Source organism: Microbacterium resistens (genome assembly GCF_021172025.1).
GTDB classification, from domain to species: Bacteria; Actinomycetota; Actinomycetes; order Actinomycetales; family Microbacteriaceae; genus Microbacterium; species Microbacterium resistens.
Genome location: NZ_CP082781.1, coordinates 679,467 through 698,153, shown reverse-complemented (window position 1 = coordinate 698,153; position 18,687 = coordinate 679,467). Strand labels below are relative to the sequence as shown.

21 protein-coding genes and 1 pseudogene are annotated in these 18,687 nt (G+C 72.4%); 11 read left to right on the top strand and 11 right to left on the bottom strand.

What is annotated here, in order from left to right:
- The first annotated feature begins 93 nt into the window (after window positions 1-93).
- The 3 genes from K8F61_RS03305 to K8F61_RS03295 all read left to right on the top strand — a co-directional run bounded on the left by K8F61_RS03305 (window position 94) and on the right by K8F61_RS03295 (window position 2,983).
- Window positions 94-741 carry a DedA family protein gene (locus K8F61_RS03305; protein WP_067242710.1) on the top strand — a complete coding sequence of 216 codons (648 nt, stop codon included), beginning with the start codon at window positions 94-96 and terminating at the stop codon, window positions 739-741.
- A gap of 225 nt (window positions 742-966) precedes the next feature.
- A complete protein-coding gene (locus K8F61_RS03300; protein WP_231820669.1) occupies window positions 967-1,995 on the top strand; it encodes an App1 family protein in 1,029 nt (342 codons plus the stop codon).
- 46 nt (window positions 1,996-2,041) lie between these two features.
- The gene (locus K8F61_RS03295) at window positions 2,042-2,983 is read left to right on the top strand and encodes a 3-methyladenine DNA glycosylase (protein ID WP_231820668.1); all 942 of its coding nucleotides are present in this window, start codon (window positions 2,042-2,044) and stop codon (window positions 2,981-2,983) included.
- Here the strand turns inward: K8F61_RS03295 and K8F61_RS03290 are convergent.
- From K8F61_RS03290 to K8F61_RS03265, 6 genes are all read right to left on the bottom strand, one after another.
- Entirely contained in the window at window positions 2,923-4,116 is a 1,194-nt protein-coding gene (locus tag K8F61_RS03290) for a glycoside hydrolase family 3 N-terminal domain-containing protein (RefSeq protein WP_231820667.1), read from the bottom strand. The genes K8F61_RS03295 and K8F61_RS03290 overlap by 61 nt on opposite strands.
- A gap of 32 nt (window positions 4,117-4,148) precedes the next feature.
- Window positions 4,149-4,676 (bottom strand): hypothetical protein, encoded by a 528-nt coding sequence (locus K8F61_RS03285; RefSeq protein ID WP_067242718.1) that lies wholly within the window; start codon window positions 4,674-4,676, stop codon window positions 4,149-4,151.
- Window positions 4,676-5,464, bottom strand: a complete 789-nt coding sequence (locus K8F61_RS03280; protein WP_231820666.1) for a DUF3592 domain-containing protein — start codon at window positions 5,462-5,464, stop codon at window positions 4,676-4,678. Before K8F61_RS03280 ends, K8F61_RS03285 begins: the two co-directional genes overlap by 1 nt.
- A 35-nt stretch (window positions 5,465-5,499) precedes the next feature.
- Entirely contained in the window at window positions 5,500-6,600 is a 1,101-nt protein-coding gene (locus tag K8F61_RS03275; protein ID WP_231821506.1) for a flavin-containing monooxygenase, read from the bottom strand.
- A 116-nt stretch (window positions 6,601-6,716) separates the two neighbouring features.
- Window positions 6,717-7,211, bottom strand: coding sequence for a methylated-DNA--[protein]-cysteine S-methyltransferase (locus tag K8F61_RS03270; protein WP_219086752.1), 495 nt, complete (start codon window positions 7,209-7,211; stop codon window positions 6,717-6,719).
- A 52-nt stretch (window positions 7,212-7,263) separates the two neighbouring features.
- Window positions 7,264-7,581: a YciI family protein gene (locus tag K8F61_RS03265; RefSeq protein WP_067242723.1), complete on the bottom strand. Its 318-nt coding sequence runs from the start codon at window positions 7,579-7,581 to the stop codon at window positions 7,264-7,266.
- A 289-nt stretch (window positions 7,582-7,870) separates the two neighbouring features.
- Here K8F61_RS03265 and aspS point away from each other — a divergent pair, with 289 nt between their 5' ends.
- Window positions 7,871-9,172 carry an aspartate--tRNA(Asn) ligase gene (aspS, locus tag K8F61_RS03260; RefSeq protein ID WP_231820665.1) on the top strand — a complete coding sequence of 434 codons (1,302 nt, stop codon included), beginning with the start codon at window positions 7,871-7,873 and terminating at the stop codon, window positions 9,170-9,172.
- Here aspS and K8F61_RS03255 read toward each other — a convergent pair.
- Window positions 9,169-9,852, bottom strand: coding sequence for a TetR/AcrR family transcriptional regulator (locus K8F61_RS03255; protein ID WP_067242727.1), 684 nt, complete (start codon window positions 9,850-9,852; stop codon window positions 9,169-9,171). The genes aspS and K8F61_RS03255 overlap by 4 nt on opposite strands.
- Window positions 9,853-9,915: 63 nt before the next feature.
- On the opposite strand from K8F61_RS03255, the gene K8F61_RS03250 reads away from it, so the two are divergent.
- On the top strand, window positions 9,916-10,671 hold the full coding sequence (locus tag K8F61_RS03250; RefSeq protein ID WP_231820664.1) for an SDR family oxidoreductase: 756 nt from the start codon (window positions 9,916-9,918) through the stop codon (window positions 10,669-10,671).
- Window positions 10,672-10,692: 21 nt separating this feature from the next.
- Window positions 10,693-10,941: pseudogene (locus K8F61_RS03245) on the top strand (nuclear transport factor 2 family protein); the annotation flags it as partial.
- On the opposite strand, the gene K8F61_RS03240 reads toward K8F61_RS03245, so the two are convergent.
- The 4 genes from K8F61_RS03240 to K8F61_RS03225 are packed head-to-tail and all read right to left on the bottom strand — an operon-like array spanning window position 10,867 to window position 14,964.
- The gene (locus K8F61_RS03240) at window positions 10,867-12,897 is read right to left on the bottom strand and encodes a glycoside hydrolase family 2 protein (RefSeq protein WP_336246444.1); all 2,031 of its coding nucleotides are present in this window, start codon (window positions 12,895-12,897) and stop codon (window positions 10,867-10,869) included. The pseudogene K8F61_RS03245 and the gene K8F61_RS03240 overlap by 75 nt on opposite strands.
- Window positions 12,898-12,936: 39 nt before the next feature.
- Window positions 12,937-13,536 carry a CueP family metal-binding protein gene (locus tag K8F61_RS03235; RefSeq protein WP_231820663.1) on the bottom strand — a complete coding sequence of 200 codons (600 nt, stop codon included), beginning with the start codon at window positions 13,534-13,536 and terminating at the stop codon, window positions 12,937-12,939.
- Window positions 13,537-13,570: 34 nt separating this feature from the next.
- The gene (locus tag K8F61_RS03230) at window positions 13,571-14,335 is read right to left on the bottom strand and encodes a glucose 1-dehydrogenase (RefSeq protein WP_231820662.1); all 765 of its coding nucleotides are present in this window, start codon (window positions 14,333-14,335) and stop codon (window positions 13,571-13,573) included.
- Window positions 14,336-14,370: 35 nt separating this feature from the next.
- Complete coding sequence (locus K8F61_RS03225; RefSeq protein WP_231820661.1) at window positions 14,371-14,964, bottom strand: TetR/AcrR family transcriptional regulator; 594 nt, start codon at window positions 14,962-14,964, stop codon at window positions 14,371-14,373.
- A 136-nt stretch (window positions 14,965-15,100) separates the two neighbouring features.
- Here K8F61_RS03225 and nhaA point away from each other — a divergent pair, with 136 nt between their 5' ends.
- From nhaA to K8F61_RS03200, 5 genes are read left to right on the top strand one after another with little or no spacing between them, the layout of a single operon-like run.
- A complete protein-coding gene (gene nhaA, locus K8F61_RS03220; protein ID WP_231820660.1) occupies window positions 15,101-16,318 on the top strand; it encodes a Na+/H+ antiporter NhaA in 1,218 nt (405 codons plus the stop codon).
- A 50-nt stretch (window positions 16,319-16,368) separates the two neighbouring features.
- Window positions 16,369-17,370, top strand: coding sequence for a formylglycine-generating enzyme family protein (locus K8F61_RS03215; protein ID WP_231820659.1), 1,002 nt, complete (start codon window positions 16,369-16,371; stop codon window positions 17,368-17,370).
- Window positions 17,367-17,726 (top strand): YidH family protein, encoded by a 360-nt coding sequence (locus tag K8F61_RS03210; protein WP_067242749.1) that lies wholly within the window; start codon window positions 17,367-17,369, stop codon window positions 17,724-17,726. The genes K8F61_RS03215 and K8F61_RS03210 overlap by 4 nt, the downstream gene beginning before the upstream one ends.
- The gene (locus tag K8F61_RS03205) at window positions 17,723-18,067 is read left to right on the top strand and encodes a DUF202 domain-containing protein (protein WP_219086767.1); all 345 of its coding nucleotides are present in this window, start codon (window positions 17,723-17,725) and stop codon (window positions 18,065-18,067) included. Before K8F61_RS03210 ends, K8F61_RS03205 begins: the two co-directional genes overlap by 4 nt.
- A 34-nt stretch (window positions 18,068-18,101) precedes the next feature.
- Window positions 18,102-18,542, top strand: coding sequence for an Lrp/AsnC family transcriptional regulator (locus tag K8F61_RS03200; RefSeq protein WP_067242751.1), 441 nt, complete (start codon window positions 18,102-18,104; stop codon window positions 18,540-18,542).
- Window positions 18,543-18,687 lie beyond the last annotated feature (145 nt).

Sequence of the window (18,687 nt, the reverse complement as noted above, 5' to 3'; positions counted from 1 at the left end):
AACGACCAATCTCTGCAGAACGGAAGGACCCGGAGTTCGGGATATTCCAGGTTATCCCAGGCGGCGCCATATCCCGGCCCGTATCCTCGTGGGGTGGACGACATCCTGGGCTGGCTCCTCGACGCCGTGCAGTCCGTCGACCCGGTGCTGCGCACCGTGCTCGCCGGCATCGCGATCATGCTGGAGACGAGCATCCTGATCGGGCTGATCGTTCCCGGTGACACCGTGGTGATCGTCGCGGCCATGGGCGTCGCCAGTCCGGTGGAGGGCGTGGTCCTGGCGCTCGTCGTCGTGATCGGGGCGCTCATCGGCGAGAGCATCGGTTTCTGGCTCGGGCGCTGGCTCGGGCCCCACATCCGCCATTCCTGGGTCGGTCGCCGGGTCGGCGAGCAGAACTGGATCCGTTCGGAGCGCTACCTCCAACGCCGTGGCGGCATCGCGATCTTCCTGTCGCGGTTCCTGCCCGTGCTGCACTCCCTCGTCCCGCTCACCGTCGGGATGAGCGGGTACTCCTACCGCCGGTTCCTCGCCTGGACCGCTCCCGCGTGCATCATCTGGTCCGCCGCCTACGTCAGCGTGGCGTCCCTCGCCGCAGGCAGCTACCGGGAGCTCTCCGAGCGCGTGCACTTCGCCGGTTACGTGTTCGTCGGCGTCATCGCCGTCTTCCTCATCGCGATCTTCGTCGTGAAGAAGGTGCTGGAGAAGCGCGAGGCCCGCCACATGCACGACGACCCCGCCTGATCCCTCCCTCTCCCTCCCGCGTTCTGTCCTGCGCGCGCGGGGACTCCCTCGCGAGATCAGGCGAACGCGCCGCATCAGGCGTGTTTCCCCCGCATCCGCCTGATCTCGCGCCATCGCCTGAACTCACGCGCGCGAGAACCGGCGATCGCGACGGTGCGCGCGGCGGGCGTCGCGGGCGGCAGGGGGCTGGCAGCGGGGCACCGCGAGACGTGAAAGACTGAAGCGATGCCCTCAGCCCGCCGCCGACCGGCACGGATCCACTGGTTCGCCCGCCTGGAGCACCGCTTCCACGCGTGGCGGGAACGTCGTGCACGTCGGCGCGGCCGCACCGCGACGATCCTCCCGTTCCCCGGCTACGGCGGAGAGGGATGGGTCCGCGTCGTCGGGCGCGTGCTCATCGTCCCGCCGCGGCGGCGCACCCCGTCCGGCGAGTACGCGAGCGTCCGCGGCTGGCGGAGCTTCGTCGGGATCCCGGTGAGCTTCGCGACGGTCCAGATCACGATCGACGGCCGCACGCACGACGTCACCGCGGACCGCGGCGGCGTGGTCGACAGCCGGATCGAGGCGGACCTCGCGCCCGGATGGCAGACGCTGACCATGAGCGTCGAGGGGCAGGAGCCCGTCGAGGCCCGCGTGTTCGTGGTCTCGGCGGACGTGCGCTTCGGGGTCGTGTCGGACGTGGACGACACCGTGATGGTCACGGCGCTGCCCCGCCCGCTGATCGCCGCGTGGAACTCGTTCGTGGTGACCGAGCACGCCCGGCTCCCGGTCCCCGGCATGGCCGTCCTCCTGGACCGGCTGATGCGGGAGAACCCCGGCGCCCCGATGGTGTACCTCTCCACGGGCGCCTGGAACATCGCCCCGACGCTGAGCCGCTTCCTCACCCGCCACCTCTTCCCGGCGGGCGCGATCCTGCTCACGGACTGGGGCCCGACCCACGACCGCTGGTTCCGCAGCGGGCGTGAGCACAAGCTGACCAACCTCCGTCGCCTCGCCGCGGAGTTCCCCCAGGTGCGCTGGCTGCTCATCGGCGACGACGGGCAGCACGACGAGGCCATCTACTCGGAGTTCCTCGGCGAGCACCCCGACTCCGTCGCCGGGGTCGCGATCCGCCGGCTCCTGCCGGCCGAGGCCGTCCTCGCCGGCGGGCGGGCCGCCGGCGACGATCATTCCGAGGACGCGGTGCCCTGGGTGAGCGACGAGGACGGGGCGGGCATCCTGGAGAGGCTGATCGCCGAGGGGATCGTACGCTGAGGCCGGACGACGGCGTCACGCAGGACTCGGGTCGTATCCTCGAAGGATGCCCGTGATCCGTGCGACGCTCGACCCCGCCGTCTGGCGTGACCGGGCAGCGGCGCACGCGCAGCGGGCCGACGCCCTGACCGCCGCGCACCGCGACCGCGCGCGCCGCCGAGAGAAGCACCCGGTGTGGGACTTCCTCTTCACCTACTACGGGTACAAGCCCGCGCAGCTGCGCCGCTGGCACCCGGGAGCGGGCATCGCCCTGGCGGACGCCGCCGAGCGCTCCTCCTGGCGCTGGTATGCGAGTGCGCCGGCGGACGCCGTGGTCCCGGATGCCGCCCGCTTCGCCGCTGAGAAGCCCGAACTCGCCGCCCTCGTCGAACGGATCCTCCGCTCCACCGCCGTCCGGCCCGCACGGTTCGGGTGTTTCGGCCTGCACGAATGGGCCATGGTCTACCGGGCCGAGGAGCATCGCCACCCCGTGCCGCTGCGCCTCGGCCAGGCGGGCACGGACGCGGTCGTCGAGGCGCACGAGCTGCGCTGCACGCACTTCGACGCCTTCCGGTTCTTCACCCCTCCCGCCGTTCCCCGCAACGAGCAGACGCTGGATCGCGCGTCGCAGCCACGACACGAACAGCCCGGCTGCCTGCACGCGGGCATGGACGTGTACAAGTGGGCCATGAAGCTGGGGCCGCTCGTCCCGGGCGAGCTGCTGCTGGACGCCTTCGAGCTCGCCCGCGACATCCGGCTGCTGGACATGGAGGCCGCCCCGTACGACCTGTCGGAGTGGGGCGTCGTTCCCGTCCGGATCGAGACCGCCGAGGGAAAGGCGGAGTACGTCCGACGCCAGCGCGCCTTCGCCGAGCGCGGGACGACCCTGCGGCAGCGGATCCTCGACGCCTGGTCACCGGGATCGGCGCACACGGAGACCGACACCGGTCAACCGGCCGGGGTGCACTCCGGGCACGGCCGCCACGTCGGCGCCGCGGCCGCGATCTGAAGCCGCAGGGCCATGACCCGCTCCGCAGCCTCCGTGAGCCGGTCGCCGGGAATGCGGCCGTCCTTCACGGCGGCGGCGATGCCCTCCGCCATCCGCCCGGCGGTGGACGCGTCGGAACCCACGACCATCAGCACCATGTCGCTTCCCGCCGCGATGGCGGCCACGGCGTTGCCGACCGGGTCGGCGTAGGCCGGATCCCCCGAGGAGACCAGCATCCCGAGATCGTCGGTGACGCTGACGCCGTCGAATCCCAGCTCGTCGCGGAGGATCCGGTGCCAGACCGGGGACAGCGAGGCCGGCACGCGGTCGACGGCGGTGTAGGCGAGATGGCCGAACATCACGAGGTCCGCGCCCGCGTCGATCCCCGCCGCGAAGGGAGGCGCCGTCGTCCGCCGCCACTCCGTCATGCTCATCGGCGTGGCGGGGATGACCCGATGCGAGTCCCCTTCGGCCGCCCCGTGGCCGGGGAAGTGCTTCAGCGTCGACATCGCGAAGGGCGCCTCCCCCCGGACGGCCGCCGCGACCCGCGCCGCGGCGTCGTCCGCGGTGGTGCCGAGCGCGCGCGAGAAGATGAAGGACGCCGGTCCCGTGGCGACATCGGCGACCACGCCGAAGTTCACCGAGGCGCCACCGGCCGCGACCAGCGCGCCACGGCCGGCGAACGCGGCCTCCGCGGCGGACGACGGCCCCGCGGCCAACGCCGACCCCGCAGGAAGGCCGTCCCAGGGCAGGCGTGTGACGTCTCCCCCTTCCTCGTCCACGGCGATCAGCGGCGGCATCGCGGGGTCGCGGACGAGCGCCGCCGTCACCGCACGCAGGTCGGTCGCGGAGGCGGGGACGTTGGATCCCATCAGGATGAAGCCGCCCAGGCCCGACGCCATGTAGTCGCCCAAAGCGGACGCGTCGGTGGTGGGGATGTGCCCCATCACGACGCTCCGCGCCCGGGCGCCGACGTCCATCGCGGCGACGATCCGCTGCGCCTCCGCCGTGATCGAGGACCCCTCCGCGGCGACGACCTGCACCGCCGGTTTCTCCGCCGCGTGTGCCGGTGCCGCAGCGGGTGCGGCCACCAGGGCGGCACCGAGGCTCCCGAGCAGCGCGGGCACGGCCAGCAGGCGTCCGGTTCGTCGCATCCCCTCCAGGGTACGGGGTCCCGACGGCGCGGTCAGGAGGTTCCGGACGCGTCCGTCGCGATCACGAACGCCTGGGGGTGCTCGCGCAGGTAGTGCACGACGACGGGATCGCCGCTGCCCACCCATGCACGGGAGTCCGGGTACGCGGCCGGGGTGAAGAAGGGGTTCTCCAGCGTGTAGGTCTTCCCGTCCTCCGCCGTGAACGTGACCCAGTCCCCGTCCACGGTCGCCTCCGCGGCGACGCCGTTCGCGTGGATGTAGGCGTTGGTGACGGGCACGCCGACCAGGGACAGGATGCCGACCGCGCCACCGGTGAGCATGACGAGCAGCAGGATCCGGAAGAACCACTGACGCAGCCGACCGCGGATCCGTCGGGCCGCCTCCCCGGTGTCCGCCACGGCCAGGCCCTCCCTCGCGCGGATCACCGCGAGAGCGTCTCGCCCGGCCGGCCGGCGGACCGCCATCGCGATCAGCCCGAACAGCGAGAAGCCCGCGACGAACACCATCTGGTACCCGTGCGACGCCGGGAAATTCAGCAGCCACATCAGCGTGTCGAGCATCAGCGTGCCTCCTCCTTCTCGATGGTGACGGCGACGGTGTGCGGGTCCTCCCGCCGGTAGAACGCCCAGATCGGCGCCCCGACCTGCAGATGCGCGAGCGCCTGCGGGTACACGAACACCGTGGTGTCCGCCTCCCAGGGCTCCTGACCGTCCGGCGTCAGCAGCACGCGCAGGGAGAGCTCCACCTGCCCCTGCAGGCGCCGCCCGGTCGGCCGCACGGCGACCACCGACGCCGGGACCTGGATACCGGTGGTGCGCGCCCGGACCTGCCCCGGAGCGATCAGGCCCTTCGCGATCCGCCACTCCAGCAGGGCCGCGCGCACCGCCGGGTCCTCCGGATCCGCGAGGGCGAGGTCGTCGGGGTTCGCGGGATCGAACGCGATCGGCAACGGGGTCCCGACCTGCAGCGCCCCCTGCTCCTCGGACGGGACGAGGGTGCGCAGCCGCCCGATGACATCGTCGCCCTGCGCCGGAGTCACGCGTACGTAGATGTCGAACTGGGGCACGTCGTTCACCGTCAGCCCCGTGCGGGAGACGTCGACGATCGTGCCGGTGGCGGTGACCGCACGCCCGGCGCGGACGCGGCTGCGAGAGCTCGGCATCATCGTCCCGCCGAAGGTCAGCAGCAGTCCCCACGCCACGCCGACCATGATCGGGAGCCCCAGGGAGTCCCCGGTCCACGACAGCGGGCTCTGGCGCTGATCGACACCGAACAGGCCGATGCCCGCCCACAGCAGGAGCACGGCCGACAAAGCGAGCCAGATGACGATGCCGATGACCCTGATCATGCGCTCAGGCTACCGACGTCGCTCGTCCCTCCCGGTCACAGGTCCGTGACGCCGACCGGCTGCGTCGATCGCGTCCGCTCTCTCGCGGCGTCGGAGGCCAGGTACCTCTGCACGCCCCGCGCCGCCGTGCGGCCGGCGCGGTTGGCGCCGATCGTGCTCGCCGAGGGGCCGTACCCCACGAGCTGGATGCGCGCGTCCCGCACGGCCTGCGTTCCCCGTCCCGCCCGATCGAGCTGGATGCCGCCCGCGGCGCTCCGAAGGTGCAGCGGCGCGAGGTGGCTGACGGCGGGACGGAACCCGGTCGCCCAGAGGATCGCGTCCACGGGCTCGAACGATTCATCCGCCCACCGGACGCCGTCGGGCTCGATGCGGGAGAACATCGGACGCCGCGCGGCATAGGCGCCGAGCCGCTCGGCTTCGCGCTCCTGCTCCCGCAACGCGAGCCCGGTCACGCTGACGACGCTCTGGGGAGGAAGGCCCTGCGCCACCCGCTGCTCGACGAGGGCCACCGCGGCGGCGCCCGCCTCCGGGGTGAAGTCGTCCGTGCGCCACACCGGCTCGCGACGCGTCGCCCACAGCGTGTCCGCGATCGGTGCAAGCGCGCCGAGGAACTGCACGGCCGACGCCCCGCCGCCCACCACGAGCACCCGGCGACCGCGGAAATGCTCGGGCCCCGGGTAGTCGACGGTGTGGAACTGCTCCCCGAGGAAGGTCTCCATCCCCGGGTAGTGCGGCAGGAAGGGCTGCGTCCACGTCCCCGTGGCGTTGACGAGGGTGCGCGAGCGCCATTCTCCGACGTCCGCGCGCACGAGCAGGATCCCCTCCTCGTCCTCCACCCTCTCGACGGAGACGGGTCGGATCACGGGCAGCTCGTTGGCCTCCTCATACGCCGCGAACAGCGCCGGGATCGCCTCGTTCGCCCGACGGTCGTCGTGGACCGGCGGGGTGTCGCCCGGAAGCTCGGCGACCCGATGGACGTCCCGCATCGTCAGCGCGTCCCAGCGGTGACGCCATGCGCCGCCCGGCGCGTCGTCGGCGTCGAGGACCACGTGTGCGATCCCCAGACGACGCAGGTGGTACGACGCGGACAGCCCGGCCTGGCCCGCGCCGATGACGATGCTCGGAAGGATGTCCACGGCGAGGACAACGCCGCGCAGCGTCGTGTTGTTCCAGTGGCCCCCGGTGGGCAGCACGGATGGCGAGGGCAACGCCGTCGGGCGCGCCGGTCGGAAGCGGGACCAGGACGACCTGGTCAGAACAGGGCGGCGGGCAGCGCCCCCTCCTTCTCCAGCAGCCAGCGCTTGGTCACCAGGCCGTTGCCGTGTTCTCCGCCGGAATAGCCGCCCAGCCCGTCGCTGGCGAGCACCCGGTGGCACGGCACGATGATCGGGATCGGATTCGCCCCCATGACGGCGCCGATCGCGCGTGCGGGGACGCCCGTCCCGCTCCGGGCGGCGAGCTCGCCGTACGTGAGCGACTCGCCGTAGCCCACCGTCGTGAACAGGGTGGTGAGGACCGCCCGCACCGCCTCCGAACGCTCGCCCAGATCGATCGGCACGTCGAACGCACGGCGCGCGCCGGCGAAGTACTCGTCGAGCTGTCGCAGCGCCGCCTCGAGCACCTCGTCGGGCCGCGCGTCGGCCTCGGGAGGCGCCGTCGTCCGCCATCCGACCGCGGTGACGGCCCGCCCGTCGGACAGCACGCCCAGGACTCCCACGGGTGTGTCGATGCGGCCGAACGAGGTCATGCGAAGAGGCTAGTCCCGGGCACCGACACCGGGTACCGACGGCACACGGCGTTCAGTTCCGCGGCCACTCGTCGATGAGGACGTCCCAGCGCGAGACCTGGGCGAGGCGGAGGATCCGGTGGACGTACCAGGGGTCGTTCGCCAGACGTCGCCGGATCGTCTCCTCGTCGGGAGCGCGCATCACGAGCACGGCGCCGCCCTCGTCGGGGAACGCCCCGCCGAGGAGGACATCGCCCTCGTCCACCAGCGCGTTGATGAAGGCCGCATGGTCGTCCCACCACGGCTGCTGCCGCATGGGGATGCGGAGGTCGCGGTCCGCTCCCGCTTCGGATCGGACCACCCAGACGTGCGTCGTCGTCGACTCGTTCATCGCCGCAGTCTGGCACGCCCCACCGACACTCGCCGCACCCGCACTCGCGCCCTGTCGGCCGTCGCCTCACGCCGCCGCCCACTGCGCGTGCGCGCCACACCGCCCCGGAGCGGTAACGTGGTCCGCGGCGGACGTGAGGAGTGACGACCCTCGCGCCGGATCCCCCGGCACCCGTCCCCCGCGCGTCCCGGCGTACCGACGAGAGGCCGGCGCTCGCCGGCGAAGGTGTGGTGGCACCGCGATCTGGCCCCCGCCCGCACCTCCAGGGCTTCCCGCATCTGGAGGAAGAATGTCGATACCACCCGTCCCCCGTGTCCTCGCCGCGCACCTGCCCGAAGCCGCCCCCGGCACGACGGTGACCCTGCGGGGCCACGTCCATCGCCGCCGCGTCCTGTCCGCCGTGACCTTCCTGGTCGTTCGCGACCGCTCGGGAACGGCGCAGGTGGTCCTGCGCGCCGACGAGGCGGGCCGCACCGACGTCCCGCCGGAGGAGACGCCGATCCGCGTCACCGGCGTCGCGACAACGAACCCGAACGCCCCGGGCGGCGTCGAGGTGACCGCGCCCCGCATCGACCTGCTCGCGGACCCGGCCCGCACTCCCCCGTTCGAGCTGTGGCGCCCGTCCCTCGGCGCGGGCCTCGCCGCGATCCTCGACCACGCCCCGGTCTCGCTGAGGCACCGGAGCCGCCGCGCCGCCTGGGAGATCGCCGCGGCCAGTCTCCGGGGCTTCCGGGACACCCTCGACCGACAGGGCTTCCGAGAGGTGCACACGCCGAAGCTCGTCGGGTCCGCCACCGAGTCGGGGGCGGACGTGTTTCCCGTGGACTACTTCGGCCGGCCGGCGTTCCTGGCTCAGAGTCCTCAGTTCTTCAAGCAGCAGCTCGTGGGCGTGTTCGAGCGGGTGTACGAGGTGGGCCCGGTGTTCCGCGCCGAGCCCCACGACACGGTCCGCCATCTCGCCGAGTACCGGTCCCTCGACGCGGAGCTCGGGTTCATCGACGACCATCGCGACGTCCTGCGCTGCCTGCGCGACGTGCTCGACGGGATGGTCACGGAGATCCGCCGGTCCGCCGACGAGGCGGTGGCGGTGCTCTCCCCCGACCTGCCCGTCGTCCCGGACGAGATCCCGACAATCCACTTCCGGGACGCGCTCCGGCTCGTCGGCGCGCCGGCCGACGAGCCCGACCTCGCGCCCGAGCACGAACGCGCGCTCGGCGCCTGGGCCCGCTCGGAGCACGGCAGCGACTTCCTCGGGGTCGAGGGCTATCCGATGGCGAAACGGCCCTTCTACACCCATCCCCAGCCGGACGACCCGCGCTGGAGCAACAGCTTCGACCTGCTCTTCCGAGGCATCGAGCTCGTGACGGGCGGGCAGCGCCGGCACCGGTACGACGACTGCGTCAGCGCCCTTCGTGCCAAGGGCGAACGTCCCGAGGACCACGCCGAGTATCTCTCGGCCTTCGCGCACGGGATGCCGCCCCACGGCGGGTTCGCGATCGGGCTCGAACGCTGGGTCGCACGCGTGATCGGAGCCGCCAACGTCCGCGAGGTCACCCTGTACCCGCGGGACCTGCACCGCCTGACGCCTTAGCCCTCCGCGGCCCCCAAGCGGCGCAGCCACTCGATGAGCAGCGCCGTCTCCGCAGCGCCGAGGACACCGGGACTCGCGGCGGCGATCTCGATCGCCGCCGCGAGGGCGTCGTCGCGCCCGGAGGCCGTCCCGGTGATCGCCGCGAGGACGCCCTCGCGCACCTCTGCGGACAGGTCCGGATCGGGCTCAGCCAGCACGATCTGGCGGAGGGTCACGCCGATGTTCGCCACGAGCACGTGGGCGGCCGCCCGCTCCGGCGTGGTCACGAGCCGTCCCTGCGCCGCGGCGCGCCCGGTGAGCCCTCGGAGGATCTCGCTCGCCCTGGCCTGCGGCGCCGGCGAATGCCCCGGGCGCACCTTTCCGTACATGAGCGTGTAGAAGCCGGGATGGGCGAGACCGAAGGCGACGTGCGCATCCCACCCCGCACGGATGTCCTGGATCGGGTCGCCCGTCGTCTCCATCGCGGACTTCTCGCCGAGGTACAGATCGAAGCCGCGCTCCACGACGGCGTCGATCAGCCCCTGCTTCGAGCCGAAGAAGTGATACAGCGTCGGCATCTTGACGCCCACCGCGTCGCAGACCGCACGCAGCGAGAAATCCTCGCCGGGAGCGGCCGCGATGAGATCCGCGGCGGCCCGGATGAGGCGCTCTCGTGTATCGCTTCCACTCGACGCTGTCATGCTGCTACATTACCTCGTGTAGCGTTACTACACGAATCCATTCCATTGCTATAGGAGGCATCCATGGCCGACCACACCCTCTCCGGGAAGAACGTGCTCATCGCGGGCGGCGCGAAGAACCTGGGCGGGCTGATCGCCCGGCAGGCCGCCGACGCCGGCGCCGATGTCGCGATCCACTACAACTCCGAGAGCACCCGGGCCGACGCCGAGCAGACCCTCGCGGCCGTCGAGGCCGCCGGTCGCAAGGGCGTCATCCTGCAGGGCGACCTCACCGTCCCCGCGAACGTGACTCGCCTGTTCGCCGACGCGGCGGCCGCCCTCGGGACCATCGACGTGGCGGTGAACACCGTCGGCAAGGTCCTGCGCAAGCCCATCGTCGAGACCACCGAGGACGAGTACGACTCGATGTTCGACATCAACGCGAAGGCGGCATACTTCTTCCTGCAGGAAGCGGGGAAGAACCTCGCGGACGGAGGGAAGATCATCACGATCGTCACGTCGCTTCTCGCCGCGTTCACCGACGGCTACTCCACCTATGCCGGCGGGAAGTCCCCGGTCGAGCACTTCACCCGCGCCGCGGCGAAGGAGTTCGCCCCTCGCGGCATCTCCGTCACCGCGATCGCCCCGGGCCCGATGGACACCCCGTTCTTCTACGGCCAGGAGACCCCGGAGCGCGTCGCGTTCCACAAGTCGCAGGCCATGGGCGGCGACCTGACCAAGATCGAGGACATCGCCCCGATCGTCCGGTTCCTCGCCACCGACGGCTGGTGGATCACCGGACAGACCATCTTCGCCAACGGCGGCTACACCACCCGCTGAGAACGAAAGGAAAAGATCGACATGACCACCCCCACCCTTCCCGAACCCGTGTCCTCGTTCTTCGAGGCCGTGCACAGCCAGGACGAGGACGCGTTCCTCGGCGCGTTCACCGACGACGGCTCCGTCGACGATTGGGGACGCGTGTTCACCGGTCGCGCGCAGATCAAGGCCTGGAGCGACAAGGAGTTCCTCGGCTCAGCGGGACGCCTCGCCGTCCAGTCCGTCGAAGCCGAGGACGGGCGCGTCACGGTCGTCGGCGACTGGAGCTCGTCCTACGCGAACGGACGCTCCGCCTTCACGTTCGACCTCCAGGGGGACCGGATCCGCCGGATGACCATCCGCGAAGGCTGACCCGGCGGGTGATCGCCCGCCGGAGCGCCCCTCGATGATGCCGCGGAGGCGGTGGAGGGGCAGCTTCGGCCGGCGGTCGCCCGTCAGCAGGCCGTTGCGCTCCTGCCGGGTATCGGCGAGCTGGGTCCAGCACCACCCCGCGAGTCCATCGCGGCGCCCGTCGACGCCGCGGGTGGCCGCCCGGACGGCAGAGAGGATCTCCTCGATCCGCCGGGCGAAGTCCTCCTCGTCCGCCGCCTCCGAGTATCCCCACGCCCCGGGCTCCGAGGCGTCGGGGTCCCACTTCACGCCGCCGAACTCGGTCAGCATCACCGGCTCTGCGTGATCGGATGTGCCGGGCAGACGCAGCCGCCGCCCTGCGGGGCCGATCCCGTCGAGAAACGATCGCAGCTCGTCCGCGGCCACGTCGTATCGTCGGCGCAGGACCTCGCCGTCGGATTCGTAGTCGTGTACGGTCCAGATGTCGGACGCCGCGAGCTCCCAGCCGTCGTTGGAGACCACGGGCCTCGTGGGGTCCAGTGCCTTCGTCAGGAGGTACAGGGACTCGGCGAACGCCCGCTGTTCCGGACGGGTCGCGATGTCCGGCACGCCCCAGCTCTCGTTCAGCGGCACCCAGGTGACCACGCTCGGGTGGTTCCGGTCGCGGACCACCGCCTCGGTCCACTCGGCGGTCGTCGCCCGCATCGCGTCGTCGTCGAACCGGTACGCGGCGGGCATCTCCGCCCACACCATCAGCCCGCACCGGTCCGCCCAATAGAGGAAGCGCTCGTCCTCGACCTTCTGATGCATGCGCACCGCGGTGAACCCGAGCGCGAGGATCAGCTCGACCTCCCGGCGCAGCGCGTCCGGATCCGGCGCCGCGAGGTGCGACGCGGGCCAGTACCCCTGGCTCAGCACGGATCGCAGCACCACGGGGCGTTCGTTGACGAGGAACGCCCCGTCCGCGCAGGCCACGGAGCGCAGCCCGAGGTAGCTCGCCACCTCGTCGGGTTCCTGCTGCCCGGTCTCGACGCGCACGCGCGCATCGAGCAGCGTCGGCGCCCCGGGGCGCCAGAGCAGGTCCTCGGAGGCGGGGCCGTCCCGAAGGCGGGCGAGCGGAACGGTCACGGCGACCGCCGACGCGTCCGCCTCCGCCGTCGCAGCCCCGAGGAGCTGATCGTCGCCGGTGATCTCGACCCTCACCCGCGTGGGACTCCGCTGCGCGAGGGCGACCTCGGCCGTGACCGTCCCCCGGGCCCGGTCAGTGCGCCAACGGAGACCCGTCGCGTGCTGGGGCGGCACGGACTCGATCCACACGGGCTGCCAGATCCCCGTGCTGCGGTGGTACCAGATCTCGTGGGGCTCCCGTTCCCAGTCCTGTTTGCCGCGCGGCTGAGACAGGTCCCGTGGATCGTCCTCGGCACGGACGACGAGGACGACGGGGCGGCCGACAAGGTCTTCCCACGCGTCCGTGAGGTCCACCGTGAACGGCGTGTGCCCTCCCCGGTGCCCGCCGACGCGTCGCCCGTCCAGCCAGACCTCCGCCGTGTGGTCCACCGCTCCGAAGTGGAGGAGCAGCCGGTTCCCCCGGCGGTGGCCGGCCGCGGTGATCTCGGTCGCGGCGATCTCCCTGCGGTACCAGACGACCGGGTGGAAGCCGGTGTCCCCGATGCCCGAAGCCGGGGACTCCGGCGGGAAGGGCACGGTGATGGCGCCGCCGAGCTCACGACCGTCGAACCACGACCGCGCGACGCCCTCGTCGGCGTCGTCGTACGCGAACCCCCACGTGCCGCCGAGTTCCAGGAAGGACGAGCGCACGAGCTGCGGGCGCGGACGCGCGGGCTCCAGCCGGCTCGCGCGGAGCGGGGAGGGCGCAGGAGGCGGGGCCGTCATCATCGTCGTTCCGTTCCGCGTGCGGGCGGGGATCCCGCCGAGTCAGGCGAGTTGCAGGGTCGTGATGCAGGTCGGGTCCTCATCGGACAGGGTCGAGAACGGCACCGTCCCGGTCCGTCCGTCCGCCGAGACGGACAGCGTGCCCTCGACCCCGCGCGGGACCCACAGGCCGACGAAGCCGTTGTCGAACGTCCGTCGCGTCTCGTCGATCAGGACGGCGCCGTCGACGCTCGTCACGGTCACGTGCACCTCCGTGACGCCGAGCTCGCCCAGGCACGTCGTCAGGCTGTGGAAGAAGCACTCGTGCGTGCGGGAACGATACGGCGCCACGGAGAGGTACACCTGATCCCCGGGCATCTCCAGACGGGTCTCCCGCCCCCGGGCGTCGCTGAGCAGGACCGCGTCGGGCCGGACCGATGCCATCAGCTCCGTCGAGCGTTCGGCCACGGGCAACGCGTCGAGCGCGTCGACCACTCCCACGGCGTCGAGGCCCGCCAGCCCGTGATCGGCCAGCAGCGCGGCCCCGGACTCCGGCCCCTGGCCGCCCGCCGAGGGAGCGGCGGCGCAGCCGCCCAGAGTCAGAGCGGCCACGACGGCCACGGCGGCGGTCCAGCGTCGCCGGCGCGGGATCGGAGTCGTCACGGGTGGTCCTCTCCTCGGGGTGGGGATCCCGGGCCTACTGGCCCGTCACATACTCGATCGTAGGCCCCGCCGTCCAGCCGCCGTCGACGGCGATCTCGGCACCGGTCGTGTACGACGAGGCGTCCGACAGCAGCAGCACGGCCGTGCCGACGAGCTCCTCCGGTCGTCCCACCCGCCGGTACGGGTTGTTCGGGAAGGCCCCCTCGTCGGCGGTGAGCCCGATGGACGCCGTCATCGGGGTGAGGATCATCCCGGGGTGGATCGAATTGACGCGGATCCGCTCGCGCCCGAGCTCGACGGCGGCGACCTTCGTGAGACCGCGTACGCCCCACTTCGCCGCGCCGTATCCACTCGTCAGGGCCAGCCCGAACAGCCCGGCCGCGGAGGAGATGTTCACGATCGATCCACCGCCGGCACGTCGCAGGGCGGGCACTGCGAAATGGATGCCCATGTGCACCGCGACGAGGTTGATCTGGATGATGCGCTGGAAGGTCTCCAGCGGCTCGTCGGCGACCGGCGTTCCCGACGCGCTGACGCCCGCATTGTTCACCAAGCCGTCGAGGCGGCCGAACCGCTCCTCGGTCGCGGCGATCGCGCTCTCCCAGCTCTCCGGGGAGGTGACGTCGAGACGGACGAAGTGCGCCCGCTCCCCCAGGTGGCTCGCGACCTCCTGGCCGCCTTCCTCGGCGATGTCCCCGATGACGACGCTTCCCCCGGCCGCGACGATGCCCCGGCAGAACGCCTCCCCGAGTCCGCTCGCCCCGCCCGTGACGAGCACCACCTTGCCGTTCAGATCCATGATGTGTCCTTTCCCGCCGCCGCAGCGGCCTCTTCTCAGACGGCGTCCGCCGTCGACCGGTCGAGGGGGTCGTGCCGCCGCGCCGCGACGACGAGATCCGCAGCCTCTGCAGCGGACAGACCGGAGCGGACCATGACGCGCAGTGACGACACCGCGAGCAGCGTCATCTCGTCGGCCGTCAGCCGCAGGGCGATCTCGTCCGGCCCTGCGCCGGTCCGCTCCGCCAGTGCGGCGGCCAGCGCCTGCGCCGTGTCCTCGTTGATCTCGAGCCAGACGCGGCGATACGCCGGGATCTCCACGAGCAGGTGGACGAACCTCTCGTCCCGGGGCAGCTCGTCCGCGCGGTAGGCGCCCACGAAGGCGTCACGCGCGAGGTCCAGGAGCGTGCCCGCAGAACCTGCCGCGAGCCGGTCGACGACCTCGGCCACGAATCGCCGGTAGCCGGCTTCCAGGACCGGGCGGATGCAGTCCGCCTTACTCGGGAAGTAGCGGAAGAAGGTGCGCTCGGACAGACCGGACGCCGCCACGAGGACGGTCGTGGTCGTGTCCCCGCCCCCGTCGACCAGAGCGGCGATGCACCGACGCGACACGTCCGAGAGGTCGGTGGGCGACAGCCGAGCGCGAGGCATCCTCCCATCGTACTCGTTGTGCGGGTAACTGTCACTACCACGAGGGCCCTGATAGTCTGGAGGCGGTGTGTCGGGAAGCCTGGTCGACGATTCGAGCCGGCGGACCCGTCGGCGGACGCCGAACCGAGGACGCTCTATGCCCGTCGCACCCCTGTCCCGTCTTTCCCGTGCCCTGACCAAGGAGACCACCGGAGGAGCCCTCCTGGTCGCCGCCGCGACCGTCGCGCTCGTCTGGGCCAACTCCCCCTGGCGCGAGAGCTACGCCGCCGCGTCGTCGTTCGTCGTCGGCCCCGGCGCGCTGCATCTCGACCTCTCCCTTTCGGCCTGGGCCGCCGACGGCCTGCTGGCCGTGTTCTTCTTCGTCGTCGGGGTCGAGCTCAAGCAGGAACTGGTGGCGGGATCGCTCCGCCGGCCCGCCGAGGCGGCCGTCCCCGTCCTCGCGGCCGTGGGCGGGATGGCCCTGCCGGCCCTGGTCTTCGTCGGCGTGGTCCTCCTGGCGGACGATGCCGCCTCCCTCGCCGGCTGGGCGATCCCGACCGCCACGGACATCGCCTTCGCCCTCGCCGTGCTCGCGATCTTCGGCCGAGGCCTCCCCCGGGCGGTCCGCGTCTTCCTCCTCACCCTCGCGGTCGTCGACGACCTCCTCGCCATCGTCGTCATCGCGGCGTTCTACACCGGATCCGTGGACCTCGTCGCGCTCGCGCTCTCGCTCGTGGCCGTCGTCGTCTTCGCCCTCCTCGCGCGCAGCCGTCGAGCCTCGTGGTGGATGCTCCTCCCGGTCGCGGGCGCGTCGTGGTACTTCATGCACGAGTCCGGCGTGCACGCGACCATCGCCGGCGTGCTGCTGGGGCTGAGCGTCCCCGCGCGGCGGCGCCATGGCGAGACCGAGACGAGGACGCACCGGTATGAGCGCCTCGTGCGCCCGTGGGCGGCCGGCGTCGCACTGCCCCTGTTCGCGTTCTTCTCGGCGGGCGTCACCGTCGTGGACGGAGAGGGCATCGCCGCAGTGGTCGCGCAGCCGGTCGTGATCGCGATCGTCGCGGGCCTGTTCGCGGGCAAGCTGCTCGGCGTTCTCGGCGTGACCGCACTGGTCACCCGGACGACCCCGCTCCGTCTCCCGGACGGCATCCTCCTGCGCGACCTCGTCCCCGTCGCGATGCTGACCGGCATCGGGTTCACCGTGTCGCTGCTGATCGCCGGTCTCTCGTTCGACGAGACCGGCCCGGCCGATGCCGCCAAGCTGGCGGTGCTGGCGGGCAGCCTGCTGTCCGCGACCGCCGCGGCCGTCAGCCTGCGCGTCGCCGCCGCGCGCCGCCGACGCGCGTCCGAGCCCGACGCCGCCGGCGTCCGGTGACCGCGGCCGTTCCCCCCGACCGGACCCTCGGGCGCCGATACGATGGGCGGATGACCCGTACCCCGAACGCCGCCGCCGACCCGGGATGCGGGTGCGGGTGCGGGACGCCCGGCCGCTCCTCGTTCCTCAGCCTGAGCACGACCGCCGCCGCTCCGGCGCCCGCCCCGGCGTCCGGACGTCACACGATCCCCCAGGCGCGGATCCCGTCCGGGTCGTTCACCATGGGAGACTCGTCCGGGGACGAGAACCCCGCCGACGGCGAGACCCCGCGGCACCGCGTCACCGTCACCGGGTTCGACATCGATGAGACGAGCGTCACCAACGCGGCGTTCGCGCGATTCGTCGCGGACACCGGCTACCGGACCGAGGCCGAGACCTTCGGGTTCTCGGCTGTGTTCCACCTCGCCCTCGCCGCCGAGCCGTCGGACGTGATGGGTCCGGCCGGCGGGACGCCGTGGTGGCTGGGGGTGCGGGGCGCGGACTGGGCGCACCCGGGCGGCCGGCTCTCGGACATCGAGGGCATGGAGGAGCACCCGGTGACCCACGTGAGCTGGAACGACGCCCAGGCATACTGCGCCTGGGCCGGACGCCGCCTGCCCACCGAGGCCGAGTGGGAGTACGCCTCGCGCGGCGGCCTCGACGGCGCCAAGTACCCCTGGGGCGACGACGAGGTCGACGAGGGAGGATGGCGCGCGAACATCTGGCAGGGCGTCTTCCCGCGGATCAACACGGCCGAGGACGGCTACCTGACCACGGCGCCCGTGCGGACGTTCGCCCCGAACGGATACGGCCTGTGGCAGACCGTCGGCAACGTCTGGGAATGGTGCGCCGACGGGTTCGATCCGCGAGCCTACCGCCGCGGCGACGCCGTCGATCCCGTCGGACCGCTCACGGCGGGCTCCCGCGTGCTCCGCGGCGGCAGCTACCTCTGCCACATCTCCTACTGCAACCGCTACCGCAACTCGGCACGGTCGTCGAACACGCCCGACTCCTCCATGGGCAACGCCGGGTTCCGCACCGTCTCCCTGCGTGCCGAGGAGGCCGCCGAATGACGACCCGACGCTTCCCCTCCCGCGTCTACCGCGACGGCGAGGAGCCGGACCCGCGGTTCAGCCTCGCCAACGAACGGACGTTCCTGGCCTGGCTGCGCACGGCCCTCGCCATGTACGCCGCCGCGTTCGCCCTCGAAGCCCTCTCCCTCCCGGAAGCGGCCGGATGGCGCATCGCGGCTGCGGCCGTCTTCCTGGTGCTCGGCACTCTGGCAGCCCTGCAGGCCTGGTTCGGGTGGATGGCGACCGAGAAGGCCATGCGCCGCAACGCGCCGCTGCCGGGGCTGCCGATCGGGGCGATCCTCGTGGTCGGAGTGATCCTCGCCGTCGCGCTGATCGCCATCGGCCTCTTCCTGTGACCGCCGAGCCGGCTCCCGGCCTGTACGACCCGGGTCTCCAGCCCGAGCGGACCCTGCTCGCCTGGCGACGGACCTGCCTGGCCTTCGCGGTGGGGAGCCTCGTGGCGATGCGGTTCTCCGCGGAGGCGCTGGGACTCGTCGCGGTCCTCATCGGTCTCGCCGGCTCCGGGCTCGCGGTGGCGGCCTACTTCGCCGCGACGGTCGGGTACCGGCGGGCCAACGCCGCGTTGTCGCGAGGCGGGACGCTGACCCACTCCGCCTGGCCCATGGCGCTCGCCACGGCGGCGGCACTCGCCCTGGGCGGCGCGGGCGTCGCGCTGCTGATCGCGGATGTCCTCTGATCCCTCCCCCGCCCCCGGCTCCTATCATGGCGCTATGGACGAGCTCGATCGCCGCATCCTCGCGGTCCTCGCCGAGGACGGCCGTATCAGCAACGCCGAGCTCGCCGCACGGGTCGGGCTGACGCCGTCGCCGTGCCTGCGCCGCGTGCGCCGCCTCGAGGAGTCCGGCGTGATCCAGGGGTACCGGGCCGTCATCGAACCGGCCGCGATCGGCCGCTCGCTCCGGGTCTTCGCCGGCGTCCGGCTCACCCGCCACGCCCGCGCCGACGTCGCCGCGTTCGAGGCCGCCGTCGCCGCCCTCCCCGAGATCGCCCATGCGCACCACGTCACCGGCAACTACGACTATCTCCTCGACATCGAGGTTCCCGACCTCGCCGCATACGAGCGGTTCCACTCCCAGCGGCTGGCGTCGCTGCCCGCCGTGGGAGCGGTCAACAGCTACGTCACGATGAAGACGCTGTCGTCGCGCCCCTGATCCCGCCACGGCATCGACGCCCGGGGCGGATCCTTGCGCGGCCGAGCATCGTCTCCGTCGCCGGAGACCCTCCGCACGCATGGTCCTGCCGTTCTCCCGTCCGCCGCTTGGCCCCGCGTGACCCTCTGCCTCACCCTGAGGGAAC

Coding starts and splice junctions, on each gene's coding strand:
- K8F61_RS03200 (WP_067242751.1), top strand. CDS start 18,102: ATGGACGAGCTCGATCGCCGCATCCTCGCGGTCCTCGCCGAGGACGGC.
- K8F61_RS03285 (WP_067242718.1), bottom strand. CDS start 4,676: ATGCTCGACACGCTGATGTGGCTGCTGAATTTCCCGGCGTCGCACGGG.
- K8F61_RS03255 (WP_067242727.1), bottom strand. CDS start 9,852: ATGACAGCGTCGAGTGGAAGCGATACACGAGAGCGCCTCATCCGGGCC.
- K8F61_RS03265 (WP_067242723.1), bottom strand. CDS start 7,581: ATGAACGAGTCGACGACGACGCACGTCTGGGTGGTCCGATCCGAAGCG.
- nhaA (WP_231820660.1), top strand. CDS start 15,101: ATGCCCGTCGCACCCCTGTCCCGTCTTTCCCGTGCCCTGACCAAGGAG.
- K8F61_RS03290 (WP_231820667.1), bottom strand. CDS start 4,116: ATGCGACGAACCGGACGCCTGCTGGCCGTGCCCGCGCTGCTCGGGAGC.
- K8F61_RS03230 (WP_231820662.1), bottom strand. CDS start 14,335: ATGGATCTGAACGGCAAGGTGGTGCTCGTCACGGGCGGGGCGAGCGGA.
- K8F61_RS03280 (WP_231820666.1), bottom strand. CDS start 5,464: ATGATCAGGGTCATCGGCATCGTCATCTGGCTCGCTTTGTCGGCCGTG.
- K8F61_RS03270 (WP_219086752.1), bottom strand. CDS start 7,211: ATGACCTCGTTCGGCCGCATCGACACACCCGTGGGAGTCCTGGGCGTG.
- K8F61_RS03300 (WP_231820669.1), top strand. CDS start 967: ATGCCCTCAGCCCGCCGCCGACCGGCACGGATCCACTGGTTCGCCCGC.
- K8F61_RS03210 (WP_067242749.1), top strand. CDS start 17,367: ATGACGACCCGACGCTTCCCCTCCCGCGTCTACCGCGACGGCGAGGAG.
- aspS (WP_231820665.1), top strand. CDS start 7,871: ATGTCGATACCACCCGTCCCCCGTGTCCTCGCCGCGCACCTGCCCGAA.
- K8F61_RS03240 (WP_336246444.1), bottom strand. CDS start 12,897: ATGATGACGGCCCCGCCTCCTGCGCCCTCCCCGCTCCGCGCGAGCCGG.
- K8F61_RS03215 (WP_231820659.1), top strand. CDS start 16,369: ATGACCCGTACCCCGAACGCCGCCGCCGACCCGGGATGCGGGTGCGGG.
- K8F61_RS03225 (WP_231820661.1), bottom strand. CDS start 14,964: ATGCCTCGCGCTCGGCTGTCGCCCACCGACCTCTCGGACGTGTCGCGT.
- K8F61_RS03295 (WP_231820668.1), top strand. CDS start 2,042: ATGCCCGTGATCCGTGCGACGCTCGACCCCGCCGTCTGGCGTGACCGG.
- K8F61_RS03250 (WP_231820664.1), top strand. CDS start 9,916: ATGGCCGACCACACCCTCTCCGGGAAGAACGTGCTCATCGCGGGCGGC.